Raw genomic sequence first — 18,052 nt, forward strand, 5'->3', positions numbered from 1 at the left:
TGTCATTTGGTGTTTACACACTAATTGTACATGGCATCCATATATGTGTCTATTTAGGAATATTAAAATTTTGACAAGAATGTTAAAAGGATATGATAGCCGTTTGAGGAATTGTTAAGAAGGGTACACTTTAACTATCATTCCATTGGAGGTGGCAGTCGATTATGACTAAGAAACAGACATTGCTAATATCAAGTATTGCGGCAGGGACAATCGGCATTTCATCCTATTTGCTTAAGGATGAGGAGAAGAGAACGAAATTAAAGTCAAAAGCTAACGATATTAGGAAACAAGTGACTAAGAAGTTTAACGATACCTTACCAATTGAGAAGGCGGGTAACCCAACAACACCGGATCAGTCAGACGATAGTGGTGACAGCAAGATGGTGTATGAGGGATCACAGTTTCCAACTCAATACTACAATAAGCTTGAAAATATGAAATCAGTTGAAAAAAGTCACGAAGAGCAAATCAAAAATTAACAAACGGAACATGCAAGCGACTGCTTGCATGTTTTTACGTTTTCTATACTGTCCTTAAATTTCTCAATCAACTATATGAGTGGTACGATAGAGTAGAATGAGGGTTGCTAAAGGAAAGGGGCAAGATGATGATAACAATTGTTAATGAATACATAGAGAATATACCTGTCTTACACATAGTGGACGCTAATCTTGCTGAAGATAAGCTGCCATTAGTTATGTTCCAACATGGATTTACTAGCGCTAAAGAACATAATCTTCACATCGCATATCTTCTAGCAGGCGAAGGATATCGTGTTCTTCTGCCCGATGCTGTGCACCATGGTGAGCGTGAAGATGACCTATCAGGGAAAAAGAGGCAATATGTGTTTTGGGAAATTGTGATCCAAAGCTTAACAGAACTTGATCAACTAAGGCAGCATTTTGTGGATCGGAACCTGGTTCAAGAAGACCGAATCGGTATGTCTGGTACATCTATGGGCGGAATCCTTACATTTGGTGCTCTTACACAGTATCCGTGGATTAAAGCCGCCGTCTCCTTAATGGGTTCACCTTCTTACTTCAAATTAGCTAACGCACAAATACGTTATTTAAAGGAAGAAGGATTTAGTCTCCCTATTTCTGAAGAAGAGATGATAACACAAATTGAAGGATTGCAGTCCTATGATCTTTCTCTTCAAGAAGATAAACTTAATGGTCGTCCACTAATGATGTGGCATAGTACTGTAGATAAAGTTGTTCCTTATACTCTTACTTACGACTTCTATAACCAGATTAAACCGCTCTATAATGGGAAAGAAGACCGTCTGAAGTTTATTAAAGATGAGACTTCTGGCCATAAAGTTTCACGTGAAGCTGTCCTTGCTTTAGTGGATTGGTTTAAAACTCATTTATAGAATTAAGGCTTTTTGGTTTAAGTTAAACCTCAATTTGTTATAATGAAGGTTGGAAGCACATGTATGAAAGGAGAGAATGCTATGTCTGAACAAACAGATCAAGAAATGAGAGATAAATTATTTGAAGCTCTTGAGAATGTTATTGACCCTGAGCTTGGGATAGACATCGTGAATCTTGGCCTCGTATACGAAGCCGATCTAAATGATGAAGGTGTTGCACAAGTCGTTATGACATTAACAGCAATGGGTTGCCCATTAGCAGGCACAATTGTTAACGATGTAAAGCGAGCACTATCTGACGTGGAAGAAGTGAACGATGCTGATGTTAACATCGTTTGGAATCCACCATGGTCAAAAGATAACATGTCACGCTACGCAAAAATTGCGCTAGGCATTAGATAATGAAAGTAGGAAAGGAAGAGGGGCTCCTCTTCCTTTTTTTATTTTAGATATGAGTAATCGCTTATTTCAGCGAGGATGAGAAAATGACGTTTTCTATTCCGTACGCTCTACTACAATTTTGTCATTAATCATATTCCAAATAGCAGGGTCTTCCATACCCAATCTCCAAAGCGCCACGCCCTGGACACCAAGTTCATTAGCTAAGCGGATTTTTGCTTCTATGCTTTGTTCATTTTCAAACCAAACCTCGTGCTGATTTCCTTCTTCATCTTTATATCTGAAAAATGGCGTTTGACGCTCCTCGTTAAATTGAACTTCTGCATTGTGTTTCTTTTTCAATTTCATTGCCATGTCATAAGTGACATAAGTGCTTTTATCCGTATCAAGATTGAAATCAAACCCAAATACAGAGATAGCGGATACTAATTTCTCAGGGGGGATTCTCGTTTTAGCATAAGTCATTACTTTTTTCATCCACCCAGCCGTTACTGCAGGACCAGCTGGACTGCCAGGCCAGCCAAATTCGTTATAGAGCATCACAATAAATTGATCAACAGCTTTACCAATTTCGGCATAGTTAAATGGGTCTGAGAATGGATTCACTAATTCATCTGATGCTCTCGATGGAACGCTTGCTGAAAAGAAATATCCCTTCTTATGAAGCTCTTCCCCGATCGTCTGATAGAGAAGCGTCAGTTTATCCGCATCTTCGATATAAACATCCTCTATGTCGATGTCAACTCCATCGAAATTATACTTCTCAATTAATTTAACTAAGTTTAATGCAAATGCGCGACGATTTTCTTCACTTGAAACGAGTGTTTGAACAACTTTCTTACTCGGTTCGGTATCGCCTTTTTTGTATAGCAGGTTATGAACAACCGGCATAATTTTGATGTTTTGATCATGTGCCAGTTGAACGAGTTTCTCGATCTCCCTATCGCTAAACTTTCCAAACTTCTCAATCGTTGTTGGATTTGACTCGCTAATTCGAAACAGAAATAAAGCAAGTTGAGATAGAGCAGAACGGTTTGACACGAACGACTTATACGAAGAAGGAAGGGATGGACCTTCTTCAAGCGTATAGTATCCGATAATTCTTGATACAGGCAACTCATCACCATATGCATTAAAGGTAACAAGGCTATCAGAGATCCATCCGCTCGTGCCATCATATAGCTGGACTTTGTACCAATTTCCACGAATACCTTCGACAGCGAGCTTAGCCCCATTTCTCATTTGAGCAATGATGTTATACCCTTTACCAGGACCAGTTCTGACATTCGCCCGATCTGCCTTTACGACAACTTCTGTATATACTGGAATTTTAAGCGTTTGGCCAATGGAAAGATCATCTGTTGTTAAGTCGTTCAATACTTTAATACTCTTCGGTGTGGTATTGTTGTTCATAGCAATTTGATAAAGGCTATCTCCTGCTTTTACTGTATAATTGATTCGCATTGAGCGGTTTGCCGGAATATTAAGATGTTGACCAACGTAGATGAGGTTAGATGGCAGTTGATTTAATTCTTTTACTTCTTGAACAGGAATTTGAAAACGATCGGATATGCTTAACAATGTATCTCCAGGTTGAACAGTGTAAGATGGATAATCAGTTGCTGAAGGAATCCGTAACATTTGACCTACATAGATAATATTTGAGTTCAGCTGATTGATTTGTTTGAGATCATTGACAGATTGGTTATGAGAATCCGCAATTCTAAGCAGTGTATCGCCTGGCTTTACCCGATATTGAATTTGAGGCATGATCATCACTCCTTTCCATATAAGATGCATCACTAACAATCTATTCAGCGCAGAGTCTATTCATTCGAATTTTACTTCTAGAGTCTTGATCTTTGTTACAATGAAGAGGAAAATCATAACAGATGGAGATGAGATAATGGTAGAGAGAAGGAAGCCAATCACTGTAGAAGAAGCAATTCAAAAAGTGATGAACCTCTCTTATGAAGGAGAAAGCGAAATGGTTCCGCTAGAAGAAAGCGACGGACGTCATCTCGGTGTGGCTTTGAAAGCCGATCATGATGTTCCGCCGTTTGATCGTTCCCCTTATGATGGATTTGCTATAAGAGCAGAAGATACATACGAAGCAGGAAGAGACAATCCAATTCAATTAAAAGTAATTGAAGAAATAGGAGCTGGAACGGTTGCATCAAAGGTTCCAGAAAGAAATGAAGCGATTCGGATTATGACAGGAGCAGCAATACCAGAAGGGACAAATGCTGTGATCATGCTTGAACTTGTTCAAGAAGTAGAGGATGATGGTCAGTCATTTATCCAGCTGAAACGCAAAGTAGCAAAAGGAGACAACGTTTCCTTACAAGGAGAAGATACAAAAGCAGGTACAGTTTTGATTGAGAAAGGCTCACGGATTACACCTGGTGTGAAAGCACTTCTTGCCACATTTGGCTATGCGAATGTGCCCGTGGCTCGTAAACCACAAGTTGGGATATACGCTACTGGTACAGAGCTATTGAATCCTGAAGAAGCTCTTCAACCAGGAAAAATTCGTAATAGCAACTCCCCCATGATTGAAGGTCAAGTTAAAGCGGCTGGAGGCCTACCCCTTTATTTTGGAAAGCTCGATGATGACTTTGAGACGTGTTTTACTTCTGTAAAAGAAGCGTTAAGTAAAGTCGATTTTCTCATTACAACAGGGGGCGTTTCTGTAGGTGATTATGATTATCTTCCTGCTATTTATGAAAAATTAGGAGCAACTGTCTTATTTAATAAAGTAGGCATGAGACCAGGAAGTGTAACGACTGTAGCAGAATGGAATGGTAAACTCTTGTTCGGACTTTCTGGGAATCCTTCCGCTTGTTTTGTAGGATTTGAATTATTCGCAAGACCAATCATCAAGCGTGCCCTTTTCTCGAAATTTCCTTATCGTATGAGAAGTAAAGGAACGTTACTAACTGATTTTCCTAAACCGAATCCATTTACCCGATTTGTACGAAGTAAGACAGAGGAAAGGGAAGGGCGTATATATGTAAAGCCAACGGGTCTTGATAAATCAGGAAGCGTCACGTCACTTGCTGAAGCCAATGCTTTCACCGTACTACCTGGCGGAACACGAGGATTTAAAGCGGGTGATACCGTTGATCTCCTTCTTTTACGTGAGGAAGGATCTGAGTCCTAATGAGAATACCAATCTTACAAGTAATCGGTTATCAAAATAGCGGAAAAACGCTTTTTGCGGAGAAATTTATAGAAATGGCTACCTCAGCTGGTAGGAAGGTTGGCGTTATTAAGCATCACGGTCATGGCGCTCCTGACGTCTATGATCAGAATAAAGACACGGGTCGTCATCGCGAGGCTGGTGCTACAGTGACCGGAGTTAGCGGTGGTGGAATGGTATCTGTTCAAGCAATGCAAGAAAATGAATGGGAGCTTAATCAGTTAATACGATTATATGAAATGTTTGAGGTTGACCTCATTCTTATAGAAGGCTATAAAGAGGAAAGCTATCCTAAGGTTGCTATTATAAGAGATGCCGAAGATCTTCATCTTTTAGAAAAAAGCCATATTATTGGATCAATTGTAAAAGAGCAGCTTGAGGTTCCTATGAAGAATAGCTATCGATATGAAGAAATGGATCGTTGTATAAATGATGTATTGAAGGTTTTAAGGAGAGATTGAAAATGGAATATTACTCGATTACTTCTGAGGAAATAGATGTAAATAAGGTGATTAGTAGTGTAATCCGTCCTGAGGCAGGGGCGATCAACACGTTTATTGGAACAGTAAGAGAATTTACTGGTGAGAAGCAAACGGTCTCGCTACAGTATGAAGCTTATCCTTCCATGGCAGAAAAACAGTTGAAACGAATCGGTGGAGAAATTCGTGAGCAGTGGCCAGCAGTCCAAACTTCTATTGTGCATCGAATCGGTAAATTAGCGATTAGTGACATTGCCGTTGTGATTGCTGTCGCTTCCCCACATCGCGCTGAAAGTTATGAAGCCAGTCGCTATGCGATTGAGCGTATAAAGGAAATCGTGCCAATTTGGAAAAAAGAGTACTGGACCGATGGGGAAGAGTGGATTGGTGATCAGCTTGAAAAGACCTCATACAAAAACAAATGGCCAAAGGAGGAGAAGAAATGATTACTGTTCTTTTCTTTGCAAAGCAGCAAGAGCAAATCGGGAAGGAAAAGCTAGAACGATCGGAATCACAGCTTGTGGTTTCTGAGCTGAAACAAATTCTGATGAACGATTATCCAGATCTTTCTCTGGATCATACGATGACGGCGATTAATGAAGAATACGCAGCGGAAGATCAGGTAGTGAACGATCAGGACATTGTTGCGTTTATTCCTCCAGTTAGTGGAGGATGAATGAAGAACACCCGCTTGGGTGTTTTTTTATTTTGAGATTTTTTAGTGAGAGAGGAAGTGACAGCTGGAACGAAGGTGTTTTGGGTTTTTAGATGAACACAAAGGGCGTGTTCTTTTTATGGGGCTCCAGCGCTTGTCGAGGCTAAACGGGCGCTTTCGCTTTTCGTGTCTAGCTGCGACTCGCAGAAACTGCGATATTTCACTCTTTCACCAGAACACAAAGGGCGTGTTCTAGTTCAAGAGCTCCAATATCTCCGTTTCTAAACGCTCGTCTTCGCTTTTCATGTCTAGCTGCAGCGCCCAGACACTCGGTCACTTCGCCCTATAACTCGAACACAGAAACCGTGTTCAATTTATAGGGCTCCAGTGCCTGCCGTGTCTAAACGGGCGCTTTCGCTTTTCGTGTCTAGCTGCAGCGCCCAGCCTCTCGATCGCTTCACCCCATAAAATGAACACAAAGAACGTGTTCTTTTTATGGGGCTCCAGCGCTTGTCGAGGCTAAACGGGCGCTTTCGCTTTTCGTGTCTAGCTACGACTCGCAGAAACTGCGATATTTCACTCTTTCACCAGAACACAAAGGGCGTGTTCTAGTTCAAGAGCTCCAATATCTTCGTTTCTAAACGCTCGTCTTCGCTTTTCATGTCTAGCTGCAGCGCCCAGACACTCGGTCACTTCGCCCTATAACTCGAACACAGAAACCGTGTTCAATTTATAGGGCTCCAGTGCCTGCCGTGTCTAAACGCTCGTCTTCGCTTTTCTTATAACCTACATATCGTTATTGGGCAGTCTTCGCAGTGGATGGCGCAGCGGAGGAATTCTAGGTTGTGGATGGTGATTTTGCTGTGGGTGATGGAGACGATGTCGGCTTTTTTGAGTTCGCTTAGGATGCGGTTGACGCTTTCTCTTGTTAGGCCGCAGAAGTTGCCTAGCTCCTGATTTGTGAGAGGGAGGTCGATGAGAATGTTATCTTCTTGATGAACGCCATATGTATTGGATAGTCGAATGAGAGTAGAGTAGAGTGCTCCTTTTTTTCCATGTAGGAGTAGATCTCGGAATTTTGATTGGTTTTTTCTGAAGTTTTCTCCCATGAACTTCATAAATTCAGTTGCGAGTAGGGCGTTTGTGGTTAGAGTCTTTTCTAGGTGAGCTTGTTTCACAAAGGTTGCTTGTACATCATCTACTGCCCATGCGTTGGAGGAGAAGTTTAATTGGCCAGTGTAAAGAGCAAGTTCGCCGATAAGATCACCTGGTTGACAGATTTGTAGCGTTAATTCTCTACCTTCAGATGTGAGCTTATTTAAACGAACGTTTCCAGATCTTATAAGAAGAAGACGGTCCGCTTTCATTCCATCCATATAAAGGGGCTCGTCTTTTTGAAACGAAATGGATTCGCCTGCTTCAGCAATCCACTTTTTTAGTGGGTCTGATGTAATCGTATCTTCTTTCATTTTCATCCTCCTTTGATCATTTTTTACTATTATCCCATGTAATCCTTTCTTATCACAACCAACATTTCCTTTTATACGAAGGGAATTTGATAGGGCAAATAAAAAAACCGGCGATAGCCGGTTAGAAAATAAGGACAAATGCGCCAACGATAAAGCAATAGATAGAGAAATAAATTAAGTTTCCTCGCGCCATAATATTCATAAACCATTTTAATGAATAGTAAGAAGCTGTAAGAGATAGAAGGAAGGCTACGATATATGGGATAAGCATGTCACCAAATTGGAGATCTCCGATGCTAAGGATCATCGAACCTACGCTTACAGGTATGAATAATAGGAACGAAAACCTTAGAGCTGTTTCTTGTTTCATTCCAAGTCCCATGGCGGCTACGATTGTTGCACCAGAGCGACTAATACCAGGGATTAAAGCGACAGCTTGTGCCAGACCTACAATAAGGGCATCCTTGATACTAAGTCCTGCTTCGCCTTTAGAGCCACGAAGGTTACGAATGAGCCAAAGTGCGATACCTGTAATAATGAGAGTAGCTCCAACAACTTTAATGCCCTTCAGTTCTTCTCCAATAAAGTCATCGAACAAAATACCAAGTACAGCGGCAGGAATAGTTGCAATAACAAGGTAGACGATAAACATAAATTCGCTTTTTGACTCTTCTTCTCGAGAGACAACGTATCGTATTCCATGAGAAGTGAGGCGAATAAGGTCATTGCGATAAATAAGAAGAACGGCAAGTAAGGATGCAAAGTTCATTAAGATCTCAAAACTAAGTCCTTCGATTTCTAAATTAAATAATTTTTGTGCTATGACAAGGTGTCCACTTGATGAGATTGGAATGGGTTCAGTGAAGCCTTGAAGTAAACCAAGAAATGCGTACTTAAGTAGTTCCAACAGTTCCATGAGTAATGTTCCTCCAGTAATGGTTACAAGATAAATTGACACATGTAACCATTAAACACCAGTCCTTCCATTTTTGTAAAGGGAATTTTGTATGTCAGGTTACATAAAACATTATTCGATGATGAATGCTGATAAAGGGGGCAAAAGTTGATGAGTGGAAGGAGGCAGTAATATGGGCGGAGAAAATCGTCAGTTTACACCTGGACAAAAAGCGCCAAACAATGGTGTATATATTGAAATCGGAGAGACAGGTGGAATGGTGAAGGATCCACAACAAATTGAACTTCGTGCAGGTGAAGCGTTCCCTGAATGTTCAAATCAAAATCGAAAGTGGTCAAGGGAACCGAAGCCTCATCATTAATAAGAATCGGGCATAGGTACAGGCAATAAAAAAACAAGCGCCGTAAATGGCGCTTGTTTCTATTGTTCTGCTGGATCGGAAATTAGACCTTCTCCAAGAAGCGTTGCCGCAATAGCCAGGATAATTCCGAAAAGTGATGCAGGGCCAAACTCATAATGACCACCTTGCATAGAAGCAAGTACATAGAATATCATATTGCTAAGTAGAACTCCCCAGATAATTGCCCAAAGATAACGCAATAAATTCACCTCATTTGTAAACGTATTCTATCGTTTATCATACCACAAAATATTTAAGTGCAACATCTATCAATTTTAATTCATGTAATAAAATAGCCAGGATAAATAGGTAGCAAACGCCGTCCAAAGAAAATAAGGAAGTAATAGCCAACCTGCTAACTGATTTTGTCTGCCTGCAAGAAAAATAAGAATCAATGAAGTGATTGCAATAAAGAGGGCATCCATGAACGTTGCAAACAGGGCATGCTGATCAAATTGCAAATAACTAAATGCTTGATTCAATATGTAGTTTATCCCGAGTAGTAAGAGGTACTCACTATTATGACGGCCGAAGCTACGCTTTTGGTAGACAATGGCGGTTGATAAAGCGATTAACCCAAACAGTAATGCCCAAATGATTCCGATAACGGAACCGTCTGGTGTCCAATCAGGTTTAGCAAGCGACGTATACCAATCAGCATCATAAGGGAATAGGAATCCAGAAATGCTAAATAGAAGGTAAACAATCATAAATACGAGTACGGATGTTTTTTTCATTTTTATCACCACCTTCTTTCCCATACCCAATCATATCCAATTTTATGCAAGGACATATATAGAAATAATAGTGCATATCATGACTAAGGGCGCTTTCTAATGACGTGGGATGAAGAAGATATGAAATTCCCTCAAAATAGGCACTTCACCCTTTCTTCCATATGTAACTTGCATAGGTTATACAGAAAGTGATAAAAGGGCGAGGGGAGAGTATGTGTATTCGTAAACGAGCCTATCAATTAGACGGGGAGTGGACGATCGTTCTTGTCCCTGAACGGCCTAACGGGTTTGGCATATTTATTATAGGTGGCTTAACACATTTCGTTGATGCTGATACAAGTTTCTGGTTGCAGAACCATACGCGTGAAGGGATGATTGCCGATTTTCTAGAGGCAGGGTATACAGTCTATACGAGCAATCTATATGGAAGGCACTGGGGATCGCCAAAAGCAGCGAAATTAACTGAACGAATTTATCATCTTGTTCACAAACAGGAAATTCTGAATCCAAGGATACATGTTGTTGCGGAAGGTATGGGAGTATTGGCAGCAAATGCTTTTTTAAACAATCGTCATACCTTAGTTAGATCAGCGGCATTATTAAACCCTTGTTTTGATTTGAAGCGCCTAGTCAGACAAGAACAAGTGAACCGTCTTTTCTATAAACGGTTACTACGAGAGATGGCACAAGCTTATGAAATTGAGAATGACGAGGTTTTAATGAGAATTGACAACAAAGAAACGGAAGCATGTCCTTGTCCAGTTAAAATTTGGCACCATTCCATGAAAAGTCCCTATTCGTTAGAACAAATTAGAGAATACGAGCGTCTTCAACAGGAGGTAGGATACCCCGTTGACCTTGCTTTGTTGAGTGATAGCTATCAATTTCTTGGTAGGAAGATGATTCGTTTTTTTCAACAGTATGAGGAATTGTGATTTACGATCGATTCAGTTGTGTTATTTCCATTGCTGGATGATGACCATATAAAATAAGATCTTTTAGTATCTCGGCACCAAGCATGCTATAAACCGTCCCGTTTCCACCATATCCTAACATGAAATAGACACCCTCGTACTTTGGGTGTTTTCCTATGTAAGGTAGTCCATCTTTCGTTGAACCAAATATGGCGCTCCATTCATATGCGATTGACGTTTGGATAGAAGGAAACATTTCATGCAGTTTAGCAAGTAATCGCTGTCCTTGTTGTTCGAGTTTTTCTTCTTTTTTAAGATTAGAATCAAGTCCACCAATGAGGATGCGATGATCAGCAGTTGTCCTTAAATAGTAATAAGGGCGATCGGTTTCCCAAATAAGGGCTTGATTGTGCCAACCAGGAAACTTCGGTATGGGTTCAGTCGCAATGGTATAGGTGCGCTCGAGTAGTGCGCCTTTTGTTTTGGCAAACTCCTGCGTACCATAGCCAGTTGCGTAAATTACATGTTTTGCACGAATTTCTCCTTTTTCAGACTCGAAGATTAAATCATTTTTATTAAATTGATGAGAGAGGATCTCGGTATGCTCAAACACTCTTAATCCTAGTTCCCTGGCGCTGCTTGTAAGGGCAAGTGCGAATTTATACGGGTTTACTTCCGCCTCACCTTTCGTATAGATCCCTGCAGGGGCAGTGAAGGAGAAGAGACTTTCGATGGCGTGACGATCAATATAATCTGCTTCAAACCCATGATGTGTTAAAGCTTCGTATTCTTTCTTGAGTTTTTTTGCGTGATGATCGTTGCTTGCGAAATAAAGGCTTTCTGCTCGTTTAAATTCAGCTGATTCACTTAAAGAGCCTGCAACCTTTTCCAGTTCGTCTATTGCTTTTAAGCAAAGTTTATAAAAATAAACAGCCTTCTCTTTCCCGAATTGATCGATCAAATCTACAAGCATAGCATCATTAGAAAATTGAAGAAGGCCAGTATTCGCCGAAGTACTTCCAGAGCCGATCGTATCTTTTTCTATTAAAACAGTGTCAACATGATAGTCAGCAAGCGTCTTTGCCAGAATACTTCCCGACATACCACCGCCAATGATTAGGACATCACAGGTGATGGATGAAGTGAGTTCAGGAAATGTAGGGGGCTCTGTTACAGTTGTTGGCCAGAATAAATTTCCGTGATGAAGCTGCATGAAAGTATCCTCCTTAAAGGGTTTGTTAACTTAAGTTAGACAAATGATATCTTTCTTAGAATGGTCAGATGGGATAAAAAGTATTCGATCTAAACAGAGGTGAAAACTAGTGAAGAAAGTATTTGTAACAGGGGCATTGGGATTCATTGGCTTTCATTTAACAGAATTTCTACTAGGCAAAGGCATTGAAGTAGTAGCAATTGATAATAAATTAAATACCCTAAGAAATGCTGAATATGAAATGAAGGAAATGATGTTACTTCGAAACGCTAATTACAAACAAATCAACAGCTCTTTAAGTGAAGCTTCTCTTGTCCAGATTTCCAAAGAATGTGACACGATTTTTCATCTTAGTCATCCAGGGCTTGAACATGTTCGCGGCTCTAAGATCATCGAAGAAGGATTACAGAACACAAGCAAGGTCTTACAAGCATCCAACGGAAAAGTACTCGTCTACTTATCGAGCACGGAAGTTTTCGGAACACGTTATGGACAAATTACAGAAAAAACTCCTCTACACCCTACAACAATGTCGGGCAAGTTAAACGCTGAAAATGAACAAGTTTTATTGAAGTCTGATCAACGAGATGGTGTTGTAAAAGTACTTCGAGCTCCGCTTGTTTATGGACCTTGGCAACCTACTCAGTATGTTTATCAACATTACTTTCTAACTAAAAAGCTACCGTCATCGTATGAAAATGAGGGGAAGAAATTTCATCATGATGCGGTTTATGTAAGAGATGTGTGTTGGGCTTTGTATCAAGCAGGATGTCGAATCGATCAGTCAGAATCGTTCAATCTAACAAGTGGAAGAGAAGGAGAATGGCAAACCGGAGTCGAATGGTGTATAGAAGATCCAAAGGAAATGCGTTATCAGAGTAACTTGAAGTGCAGGGTTTCTAGCAAAGAATGTGTCAATAAGCTTGGGTTTAAGAATGTGACACCTATTGATGAAGGATTGCATCTGCAACGAGTGCATACGGAGAAAATGATGGCGATTGATCCTTCGATTTATTTGACTGATTGAGAAGGGAAGATGATGAATGATTGAAAAGACGCTCGGTAATTATGATGTCCACGATTCCTCTCATGGGCTTCAAGCTTTAAAAGAAACGAGAGAAAAACTTCTTTCGATGGTAAGTGACATTGAATTTCAGGAACTTCACTATGGGTATTCAAGTTTTCCTACAGTTGGAGCTTATATACTACACATTGCACAAATTGAGCTTTGGTGGGTGAAAAATGCCCTTATGGGAGAAAGTGTAACAGAAGATGAAAGAGAGCGATATTACTTTCAAGAAGAGCAAGTGATCTCTGCTCCTGATGATAAAGATCTATCCTGGTTTTTAGCTCGCCTTGCAGAGGCGCGCGAATTGATAAAATCTTATTTCAATCATCTATCTGATGTAGAGTATCGAAAACCAGGACCTGAAGTTACGATTAATGGAGAGGTGCATCGTTACTCTCCTGAATGGATCATAAGCCATTTAATCGACCATGAAGCTTACCATAGAGGACAGGCTGCGATGGTATTAAAGATGGTTTCTGGACAGCGGGAAGATTGGGAGCATTTCAATACACCGTATTTGTCGTTATAATAGAAGGGAGCCGTACAGGCGAAAGTAAATTAGGAGTGAATGAAATGGATCAAAACATGAAGTTTATGCAAATTGCAATGAAGTATTTACCTGAAGCGAAGCAGTCGCTTGGAGAGCAAGAAATCGAATTAGATCTTGAAAAGATGCAGCCATTGCTTCAGCTCTTTCTTAAGGCTATGGAAGATGCCTATGAGCTCGGGAAGCAGGATGCACAGGAGTAAGGAGAGAGTATTATGGGCCGTAAAGCTTTCTGGATTTGGTTTGTCCCACTAGGTGGTTTGTTAATAGGAATATTGATCGGTAGTTTTAGCTTAATGGTCATTTCCGGAATTTTACTATTTATAAGTGCAGGAAGCATGCTGTTTCTTTCTAAATGAATAGAAGAGACGTGGAAACACGTCTTTTCTATTATTTAACGAATAAATTTAGCAATGAGCCCATTTGCTTCACCATCGGCGTAATTTGTTGAACGGTATTCATCATTTTAGGAAAATCATACTGTCCATTTTGCTTTTTAAATTGATTCATAAATGGCTGTCCGCCCTGGTATCCTTGCTGAGGAAAGTATGGTTGCTGGGCTTGCTGGTAGTAAGGGTGTGGATAGTAGGGCTGAGGCTGCTGATGAATAGGCTGCTGATAATGATGTGATTGGTAGGGGTCAAATGACTGATATGGCGGATAAGGTGTGAAAGGCTGTTGCTGATAGTGATGATATCCAGGCTGTTGGTGAAAATAAGGCTGTTGTTGATTATACGGATACATCTATCTATCCCCCTTCGTTCAAGTTTACTTATGTTTAGTTTATGAATGTCACGCAAGAATGGTGAGTCCCACCAAGAAGCAGTTAGGTAGACAAACACACACTTATGAATTAAAATTAGTACCAGCTACTAAAGATTGGTTTTAAGTTAGAAAATATCCTATAAAGGGGAAATTCATGATGAACGCTGGTTTAGTAGGTGTAGGACATTATGTACCTGAACGTGTATTAACCAATCAAGATTTAGAGAAAATGGTTGATACATCTGACGAATGGATCCGCACTAGAACAGGAATAGAAGAAAGAAGAATTGCAGACGATGATATGAATACATCTGATATGGCTTATTTAGCTTCAAAAAAGGCCCTTGAAGATGCTAATATAAAAGCGGAAGACTTGGATCTTATTCTGGTTGCCACAGTAACTCCGGATTATCCATTCCCATCAGTAGGCTGTTTGCTTCAAGAAAAACTTGGTGCAACGAATGCGGCTGCGATGGATTTAAGTGCGGCTTGTGCTGGATTTATGTATGGCATGATTACAGCTGGTCAGTACATTAATAACGATACTTATAAAAATATCCTAGTAGTTGGTGTAGAGAAACTTTCGAAAATTACTGACTGGGAAGATCGAAACACAGCCGTACTATTTGGAGATGGAGCAGGAGCAGCAGTAATTGCGCCTGTTACAGAAGGAAGAGGTATTCTCTCATTTGAACTAGGTTCGGATGGATCTGGAGCTAAACATCTTTATCAAGAGCCAAATGGTTTTATGGCTATGAATGGTAGAGAAGTATTTAAGTTTGCCGTTAGACAAATGGGGCAATCAGCGATTAATGTAATCGATAAAGCTGGTTTAACGAAAGAAGATGTGGATTTCCTTATTCCTCACCAAGCAAATATCCGCATCATGGAAGCGTCAAGACAGAGACTTGAACTTCCGATTGAGAAAATGGCGACAACGGTTAAGAAATACGGTAATACGTCTTCGTCCACGATTCCAATCGCACTTTCAGAGGCGATGGAGGAAGGCCGCGTTAAGGAAGACGATGTGGTTATTCTTGTTGGCTTTGGCGGCGGTTTAACATGGGGAGCAGTTGCCCTAAAATTAGGACGTTAATGAGTAGTAGAGAAAAAGGAGCGCTGGTAAAATGAAAAGAAGAGTAGTTATTACTGGGTTGGGAACTGTTTCTCCACTCGGAAATTCAGTAGATGAAACGTGGACAAATATAGTTAACGGTGTTTCTGGGATTAATCCACTAACACGATTAGATAAAGATCAATTTGCAGCAAAAGTATCAGGTGAAGCTCTAGAATTTGATCCCGAAAATTTCATGGATCGTAAAGATGTTCGAAAAATGGACCGTTTCACCCAATTTGCCGTTGCAGCTTCTCAAATGGCAGTTGAAGATGCAGGATTGAAGATTAATGATGAGAATGCTGAAAGAGTCGGTGTTTGGATCGGTTCTGGTATTGGCGGTATGGAAACTTATGAATCCCAATTCCGCACGTTCATGGACAAAGGCGCTCGTCGTGTAAGTCCATTCTTCGTGCCAATGATGATTCCTGATATGGCTTCTGGCCAGGTTTCGATCATGCTTGGTGCAAAAGGAATTAACTCATGTACAGTGACAGCATGTGCCTCAGGAACAAACTCCATTGGTGATTCTTTCAAGGTGATCCAGCGTGGAGATGCTGATGTGATGATTACTGGTGGTTCAGAAGCACCTATTACTAGCATGAGCGTAGCTGGATTTGGCTCGATGAAGGCTTTATCTACTAATCCAGATCCTGCATCAGCAAGTCGTCCATTTGATGCGAATCGTGATGGGTTTGTTATTGGTGAGGGTGCAGGAATCCTTGTCATTGAAAGCCTTGAATCTGCTGAAAAACGCGGCGCTAAAATTTATGGAGAAATTGTAGGGTACGGTTCAACAGGTGATGCTTATCATGTTACGCAACCGGCTCCTGAAGGGGAAGGCGGCGCACGTGCAATGCAACAGGCTATTGATGATGCTGGTCTTACGCCTGCTGACATTGGGTACATTAATGCCCATGGGACAAGCACGGATTATAATGATAGGTACGAAACAGCAGGGATTAAGTCTGTCTTTGGAGAGCATGCTTATAAGCTTGCGGTTAGTTCAACAAAGTCAATGACTGGTCATTTGCTTGGCGCTGCAGGTGCGGTTGAAGGGGTTTTCTGTGCGAAGGTGCTAGAAGAAGGAATCCTCCCACCTACAATCAATTATGAAACGGCTGATCCAAACTGTGATCTCGATTATGTTCCAAACAAAGCACGTAAAGCTGAAGTAAATGCAGTCATGAACAATTCACTTGGTTTTGGTGGTCATAATGCGACATTGGTGTTTAAGAAATTTGTAAAGTAGATAGGTTGTAACCCCCTGGGAGATTTCCCGGGGGGGTTTTTGTGTTTAGGTGGAGTGGGCAGGGTCTTGGCCACTTCACCTTTTAATTCGTATACGAAGGACGTGTTCTTTTGTTAAGGCTCCAGTGCTTGTCGGGTCTAAACGGAGGCTTCCGCTTTTCGTGTCTAGCTGCGACTCGCAGAAACTGCGATATTTCACTCTTTCACCAGAACACAAAAAGCGTGTTCTAGTTCAAGAGTTCCAATATCTCCGTTTCTAAACGCTCGTCTCCGCTTTTCATGTCTAGCTGCGCGGGCCAAATCCTCCGGCTGTTTCGCCCAATCGAATGAGACAAAAAGCGTCTCAGTCTCATGGGCTCCAACATCCTGCGGATTTAAGCAGGCCCGCTTCGCTTTTCAGTCTAGCTGCGACTCGCAGAAACTGCGATATTTCACTCTTTCACCAGAACACAAAAAGCGTGTTCTAGTTCAAGAGTTCCAATATCTCCGTTTCTAAACGCTCGTCTCCGCTTTTCATGTCCAGCTGCAGCCTCCTGACCCTCGGTCACTTCACCATTTCATCCGAACACAAAGACCGTGTTCAAATGAAAAGGCTCCAGTGCCTGCCGGGTCTAAACGGAGGCTTCCGCTTTTCAGTGTTCTATTAATCTTTTCTTAATAATATACTTATCATGGAATAATTTGACTTGGTCCTGACTATACTGTTTTTACAAACAGTAGCGAAGTGAGGGGTAGCCAGATGTTGTATTTGCGAGATGTTTGGGTGAATTGGTTTGAAGGTGAAGAGAATGGGTACAATGTTTGCAATTTTCATGAATGGCGAAAAGATGATTTTATTGAGTTGCTGGATCAGGTGCCTGTTATTAAGGTGGAGTCACTACTGTATCATTACATTGAGAATGATTTGACGGAGCTTCCGGAGAGTTTACTTAGTGATGTTTTTCAACAGAGCTATATACGTAAAAATAATGAACGATCACCTTTAGAGTATTGCTTCTTGGCTACGGACGGCAGAGGGGTTATTGTCATTGATACATTAGGGTATAAGATTCCGATTCGCAAAAGTCGAGTGATACCTAGACAAGAAAAAGCAGTTTATGAAATGGTGGCAGATGTTGAAGCTATCAGTTATCCATTTGAATCAGATCAACCTTTGAAAGAACATCATATTCTTTCTCCAGGACCAGACATTATGATGGGACTTACTAGAAAAGAAAGACAGTTGAAGCAGCTTTTGTTTATGGCACTAGATCAACTATATTCTAGTGGTAACTCGGCTGAAATACGTTATTGGTTTACAGAATGTCAGCCGAAACAGTATGTGCAAATCCAAAGTATGGAAATGGACGAGGCATGGGAAGGGCTATATAGAGAAGTGAAGGCAGGTTGGTCAGCTAAGCATGAGCAAATCTGTGAGCGAATCATCAAAGGGCAGCCGTATTTCGAAAAAATATGGGAGCTTGAAAAAGGAACACACGTGAATTAACGAAAAGCTTAGATCTTTAGTCTCTCAATTATTGACTATTATTGATTTGGATAAAGCA

23 protein-coding genes are annotated in these 18,052 nt (G+C 40.8%); 16 read left to right on the forward strand and 7 right to left on the reverse strand.

Annotated elements, in window-relative coordinates; translation table 11 throughout:
* Nucleotides 1-164: 164 nt before the first annotated feature.
* From Q4550_RS16940 to Q4550_RS16950, 3 genes are all read left to right on the forward strand, one after another.
* On the forward strand, nt 165-482 hold the full coding sequence (locus Q4550_RS16940) for a hypothetical protein (RefSeq protein WP_194221169.1): 318 nt from the start codon (nt 165-167) through the stop codon (nt 480-482).
* A 128-nt stretch (nt 483-610) separates the two neighbouring features.
* Nucleotides 611-1,378, forward strand: coding sequence for a prolyl oligopeptidase family serine peptidase (locus Q4550_RS16945; protein WP_303534793.1), 768 nt, complete (start codon nt 611-613; stop codon nt 1,376-1,378).
* A gap of 81 nt (nt 1,379-1,459) precedes the next feature.
* The gene (locus tag Q4550_RS16950; RefSeq protein WP_194221171.1) at nt 1,460-1,780 is read left to right on the forward strand and encodes a metal-sulfur cluster assembly factor; all 321 of its coding nucleotides are present in this window, start codon (nt 1,460-1,462) and stop codon (nt 1,778-1,780) included.
* A 93-nt stretch (nt 1,781-1,873) separates the two neighbouring features.
* Here Q4550_RS16950 and Q4550_RS16955 read toward each other — a convergent pair whose 3' ends face one another.
* Entirely contained in the window at nt 1,874-3,547 is a 1,674-nt protein-coding gene (locus Q4550_RS16955) for a LysM peptidoglycan-binding domain-containing protein (protein ID WP_303534795.1), read from the reverse strand.
* Nucleotides 3,548-3,683: 136 nt separating this feature from the next.
* On the opposite strand from Q4550_RS16955, the gene Q4550_RS16960 reads away from it, so the two are divergent.
* From Q4550_RS16960 to moaD, 4 genes are read left to right on the forward strand one after another with little or no spacing between them, the layout of a single operon-like run.
* On the forward strand, nt 3,684-4,940 hold the full coding sequence (locus tag Q4550_RS16960) for a molybdopterin molybdotransferase MoeA (RefSeq protein ID WP_303534797.1): 1,257 nt from the start codon (nt 3,684-3,686) through the stop codon (nt 4,938-4,940).
* Entirely contained in the window at nt 4,940-5,440 is a 501-nt protein-coding gene (gene mobB / locus Q4550_RS16965; RefSeq protein ID WP_303534799.1) for a molybdopterin-guanine dinucleotide biosynthesis protein B, read from the forward strand. The genes Q4550_RS16960 and mobB overlap by 1 nt, the downstream gene beginning before the upstream one ends.
* Before the next feature lie 2 nt (nt 5,441-5,442).
* Nucleotides 5,443-5,904, forward strand: coding sequence for a molybdenum cofactor biosynthesis protein MoaE (locus tag Q4550_RS16970; protein WP_303534801.1), 462 nt, complete (start codon nt 5,443-5,445; stop codon nt 5,902-5,904).
* Nucleotides 5,901-6,134: a molybdopterin converting factor subunit 1 gene (gene moaD / locus Q4550_RS16975; protein ID WP_194221175.1), complete on the forward strand. Its 234-nt coding sequence runs from the start codon at nt 5,901-5,903 to the stop codon at nt 6,132-6,134. The genes Q4550_RS16970 and moaD overlap by 4 nt, the downstream gene beginning before the upstream one ends.
* Before the next feature lie 758 nt (nt 6,135-6,892).
* Here moaD and Q4550_RS16980 read toward each other — a convergent pair.
* Nucleotides 6,893-7,582 (reverse strand): Crp/Fnr family transcriptional regulator, encoded by a 690-nt coding sequence (locus Q4550_RS16980; protein WP_283152363.1) that lies wholly within the window; start codon nt 7,580-7,582, stop codon nt 6,893-6,895.
* A gap of 121 nt (nt 7,583-7,703) precedes the next feature.
* On the reverse strand, nt 7,704-8,498 hold the full coding sequence (locus Q4550_RS16985) for an undecaprenyl-diphosphate phosphatase (RefSeq protein ID WP_303534803.1): 795 nt from the start codon (nt 8,496-8,498) through the stop codon (nt 7,704-7,706).
* A 172-nt stretch (nt 8,499-8,670) separates the two neighbouring features.
* Here Q4550_RS16985 and Q4550_RS16990 point away from each other — a divergent pair, with 172 nt between their 5' ends.
* Nucleotides 8,671-8,859 (forward strand): YjzC family protein, encoded by a 189-nt coding sequence (locus tag Q4550_RS16990; RefSeq protein ID WP_194221177.1) that lies wholly within the window; start codon nt 8,671-8,673, stop codon nt 8,857-8,859.
* Nucleotides 8,860-8,918: 59 nt separating this feature from the next.
* Here the strand turns inward: Q4550_RS16990 and Q4550_RS16995 are convergent, their stop codons facing one another.
* On the reverse strand, nt 8,919-9,098 hold the full coding sequence (locus Q4550_RS16995) for a YjzD family protein (RefSeq protein ID WP_306558496.1): 180 nt from the start codon (nt 9,096-9,098) through the stop codon (nt 8,919-8,921).
* A gap of 75 nt (nt 9,099-9,173) precedes the next feature.
* Nucleotides 9,174-9,635, reverse strand: a complete 462-nt coding sequence (locus Q4550_RS17000; protein WP_303534807.1) for a TspO/MBR family protein — start codon at nt 9,633-9,635, stop codon at nt 9,174-9,176.
* Between the two features lie 212 nt (nt 9,636-9,847).
* On the opposite strand from Q4550_RS17000, the gene Q4550_RS17005 reads away from it, so the two are divergent.
* On the forward strand, nt 9,848-10,570 hold the full coding sequence (locus Q4550_RS17005; RefSeq protein ID WP_303534809.1) for a hypothetical protein: 723 nt from the start codon (nt 9,848-9,850) through the stop codon (nt 10,568-10,570).
* 1 nt (nt 10,571) lies between these two features.
* Here the strand turns inward: Q4550_RS17005 and Q4550_RS17010 are convergent, their stop codons facing one another.
* Nucleotides 10,572-11,762, reverse strand: coding sequence for an NAD(P)/FAD-dependent oxidoreductase (locus tag Q4550_RS17010; RefSeq protein ID WP_303534811.1), 1,191 nt, complete (start codon nt 11,760-11,762; stop codon nt 10,572-10,574).
* A 109-nt stretch (nt 11,763-11,871) separates the two neighbouring features.
* On the opposite strand from Q4550_RS17010, the gene Q4550_RS17015 reads away from it, so the two are divergent.
* Genes Q4550_RS17015 through Q4550_RS17030 form a run of 4 tightly spaced genes read left to right on the forward strand, consistent with a single transcriptional unit; the run spans nt 11,872 to nt 13,737 of the window.
* The gene (locus tag Q4550_RS17015) at nt 11,872-12,789 is read left to right on the forward strand and encodes an NAD-dependent epimerase/dehydratase family protein (RefSeq protein WP_303534813.1); all 918 of its coding nucleotides are present in this window, start codon (nt 11,872-11,874) and stop codon (nt 12,787-12,789) included.
* Between the two features lie 16 nt (nt 12,790-12,805).
* Nucleotides 12,806-13,360 (forward strand): DinB family protein, encoded by a 555-nt coding sequence (locus Q4550_RS17020; protein WP_303534815.1) that lies wholly within the window; start codon nt 12,806-12,808, stop codon nt 13,358-13,360.
* Nucleotides 13,361-13,404: 44 nt separating this feature from the next.
* On the forward strand, nt 13,405-13,581 hold the full coding sequence (locus Q4550_RS17025; RefSeq protein ID WP_194221184.1) for a ComZ family protein: 177 nt from the start codon (nt 13,405-13,407) through the stop codon (nt 13,579-13,581).
* A gap of 12 nt (nt 13,582-13,593) precedes the next feature.
* A complete protein-coding gene (locus Q4550_RS17030; protein ID WP_159782169.1) occupies nt 13,594-13,737 on the forward strand; it encodes a hypothetical protein in 144 nt (47 codons plus the stop codon).
* A gap of 31 nt (nt 13,738-13,768) precedes the next feature.
* Here the strand turns inward: Q4550_RS17030 and Q4550_RS17035 are convergent, their stop codons facing one another.
* Complete coding sequence (locus Q4550_RS17035; protein WP_303534818.1) at nt 13,769-14,122, reverse strand: YppG family protein; 354 nt, start codon at nt 14,120-14,122, stop codon at nt 13,769-13,771.
* Between the two features lie 178 nt (nt 14,123-14,300).
* On the opposite strand from Q4550_RS17035, the gene Q4550_RS17040 reads away from it, so the two are divergent.
* From Q4550_RS17040 to Q4550_RS17050, 3 genes are all read left to right on the forward strand, one after another.
* Nucleotides 14,301-15,239, forward strand: coding sequence for a beta-ketoacyl-ACP synthase III (locus tag Q4550_RS17040; RefSeq protein WP_303534820.1), 939 nt, complete (start codon nt 14,301-14,303; stop codon nt 15,237-15,239).
* A gap of 31 nt (nt 15,240-15,270) precedes the next feature.
* Complete coding sequence (fabF, locus tag Q4550_RS17045; RefSeq protein WP_303534822.1) at nt 15,271-16,509, forward strand: beta-ketoacyl-ACP synthase II; 1,239 nt, start codon at nt 15,271-15,273, stop codon at nt 16,507-16,509.
* A 738-nt stretch (nt 16,510-17,247) separates the two neighbouring features.
* Nucleotides 17,248-17,994 (forward strand): YjbA family protein, encoded by a 747-nt coding sequence (locus Q4550_RS17050; protein ID WP_194221188.1) that lies wholly within the window; start codon nt 17,248-17,250, stop codon nt 17,992-17,994.
* The last annotated feature ends 58 nt before the right edge of the window (nt 17,995-18,052 follow it).

The sequence above is a fragment of the Anaerobacillus sp. 1_MG-2023 genome, from assembly GCF_030547345.1.
In the GTDB taxonomy this organism is placed as follows: Bacteria; Bacillota; Bacilli; order Bacillales; family Guptibacillaceae; genus Guptibacillus; species Guptibacillus hwajinpoensis_B.

What these genes read in the sequence shown, in the direction of transcription:
- Q4550_RS16950 (WP_194221171.1), top strand. Translation starts at nt 1,460, where the DNA reads ATGTCTGAACAAACAGATCAAGAAATGAGAGATAAATTATTTGAAGCT.
- Q4550_RS17010 (WP_303534811.1), bottom strand. Translation starts at nt 11,762, where the DNA reads ATGCAGCTTCATCACGGAAATTTATTCTGGCCAACAACTGTAACAGAG.
- Q4550_RS17000 (WP_303534807.1), bottom strand. Translation starts at nt 9,635, where the DNA reads ATGAAAAAAACATCCGTACTCGTATTTATGATTGTTTACCTTCTATTT.
- Q4550_RS16945 (WP_303534793.1), top strand. Translation starts at nt 611, where the DNA reads ATGATAACAATTGTTAATGAATACATAGAGAATATACCTGTCTTACAC.
- Q4550_RS17050 (WP_194221188.1), top strand. Translation starts at nt 17,248, where the DNA reads ATGTTGTATTTGCGAGATGTTTGGGTGAATTGGTTTGAAGGTGAAGAG.
- Q4550_RS16960 (WP_303534797.1), top strand. Translation starts at nt 3,684, where the DNA reads ATGGTAGAGAGAAGGAAGCCAATCACTGTAGAAGAAGCAATTCAAAAA.
- Q4550_RS17020 (WP_303534815.1), top strand. Translation starts at nt 12,806, where the DNA reads ATGATTGAAAAGACGCTCGGTAATTATGATGTCCACGATTCCTCTCAT.
- Q4550_RS17035 (WP_303534818.1), bottom strand. Translation starts at nt 14,122, where the DNA reads ATGTATCCGTATAATCAACAACAGCCTTATTTTCACCAACAGCCTGGA.
- moaD (WP_194221175.1), top strand. Translation starts at nt 5,901, where the DNA reads ATGATTACTGTTCTTTTCTTTGCAAAGCAGCAAGAGCAAATCGGGAAG.
- Q4550_RS16940 (WP_194221169.1), top strand. Translation starts at nt 165, where the DNA reads ATGACTAAGAAACAGACATTGCTAATATCAAGTATTGCGGCAGGGACA.
- Q4550_RS16955 (WP_303534795.1), bottom strand. Translation starts at nt 3,547, where the DNA reads ATGCCTCAAATTCAATATCGGGTAAAGCCAGGCGATACACTGCTTAGA.
- Q4550_RS16985 (WP_303534803.1), bottom strand. Translation starts at nt 8,498, where the DNA reads ATGGAACTGTTGGAACTACTTAAGTACGCATTTCTTGGTTTACTTCAA.
- Q4550_RS16980 (WP_283152363.1), bottom strand. Translation starts at nt 7,582, where the DNA reads ATGAAAGAAGATACGATTACATCAGACCCACTAAAAAAGTGGATTGCT.
- Q4550_RS17005 (WP_303534809.1), top strand. Translation starts at nt 9,848, where the DNA reads ATGTGTATTCGTAAACGAGCCTATCAATTAGACGGGGAGTGGACGATC.
- Q4550_RS16970 (WP_303534801.1), top strand. Translation starts at nt 5,443, where the DNA reads ATGGAATATTACTCGATTACTTCTGAGGAAATAGATGTAAATAAGGTG.
- Q4550_RS17025 (WP_194221184.1), top strand. Translation starts at nt 13,405, where the DNA reads ATGGATCAAAACATGAAGTTTATGCAAATTGCAATGAAGTATTTACCT.
- Q4550_RS17040 (WP_303534820.1), top strand. Translation starts at nt 14,301, where the DNA reads ATGAACGCTGGTTTAGTAGGTGTAGGACATTATGTACCTGAACGTGTA.
- fabF (WP_303534822.1), top strand. Translation starts at nt 15,271, where the DNA reads ATGAAAAGAAGAGTAGTTATTACTGGGTTGGGAACTGTTTCTCCACTC.
- Q4550_RS17030 (WP_159782169.1), top strand. Translation starts at nt 13,594, where the DNA reads ATGGGCCGTAAAGCTTTCTGGATTTGGTTTGTCCCACTAGGTGGTTTG.
- Q4550_RS16990 (WP_194221177.1), top strand. Translation starts at nt 8,671, where the DNA reads ATGGGCGGAGAAAATCGTCAGTTTACACCTGGACAAAAAGCGCCAAAC.
- mobB (WP_303534799.1), top strand. Translation starts at nt 4,940, where the DNA reads ATGAGAATACCAATCTTACAAGTAATCGGTTATCAAAATAGCGGAAAA.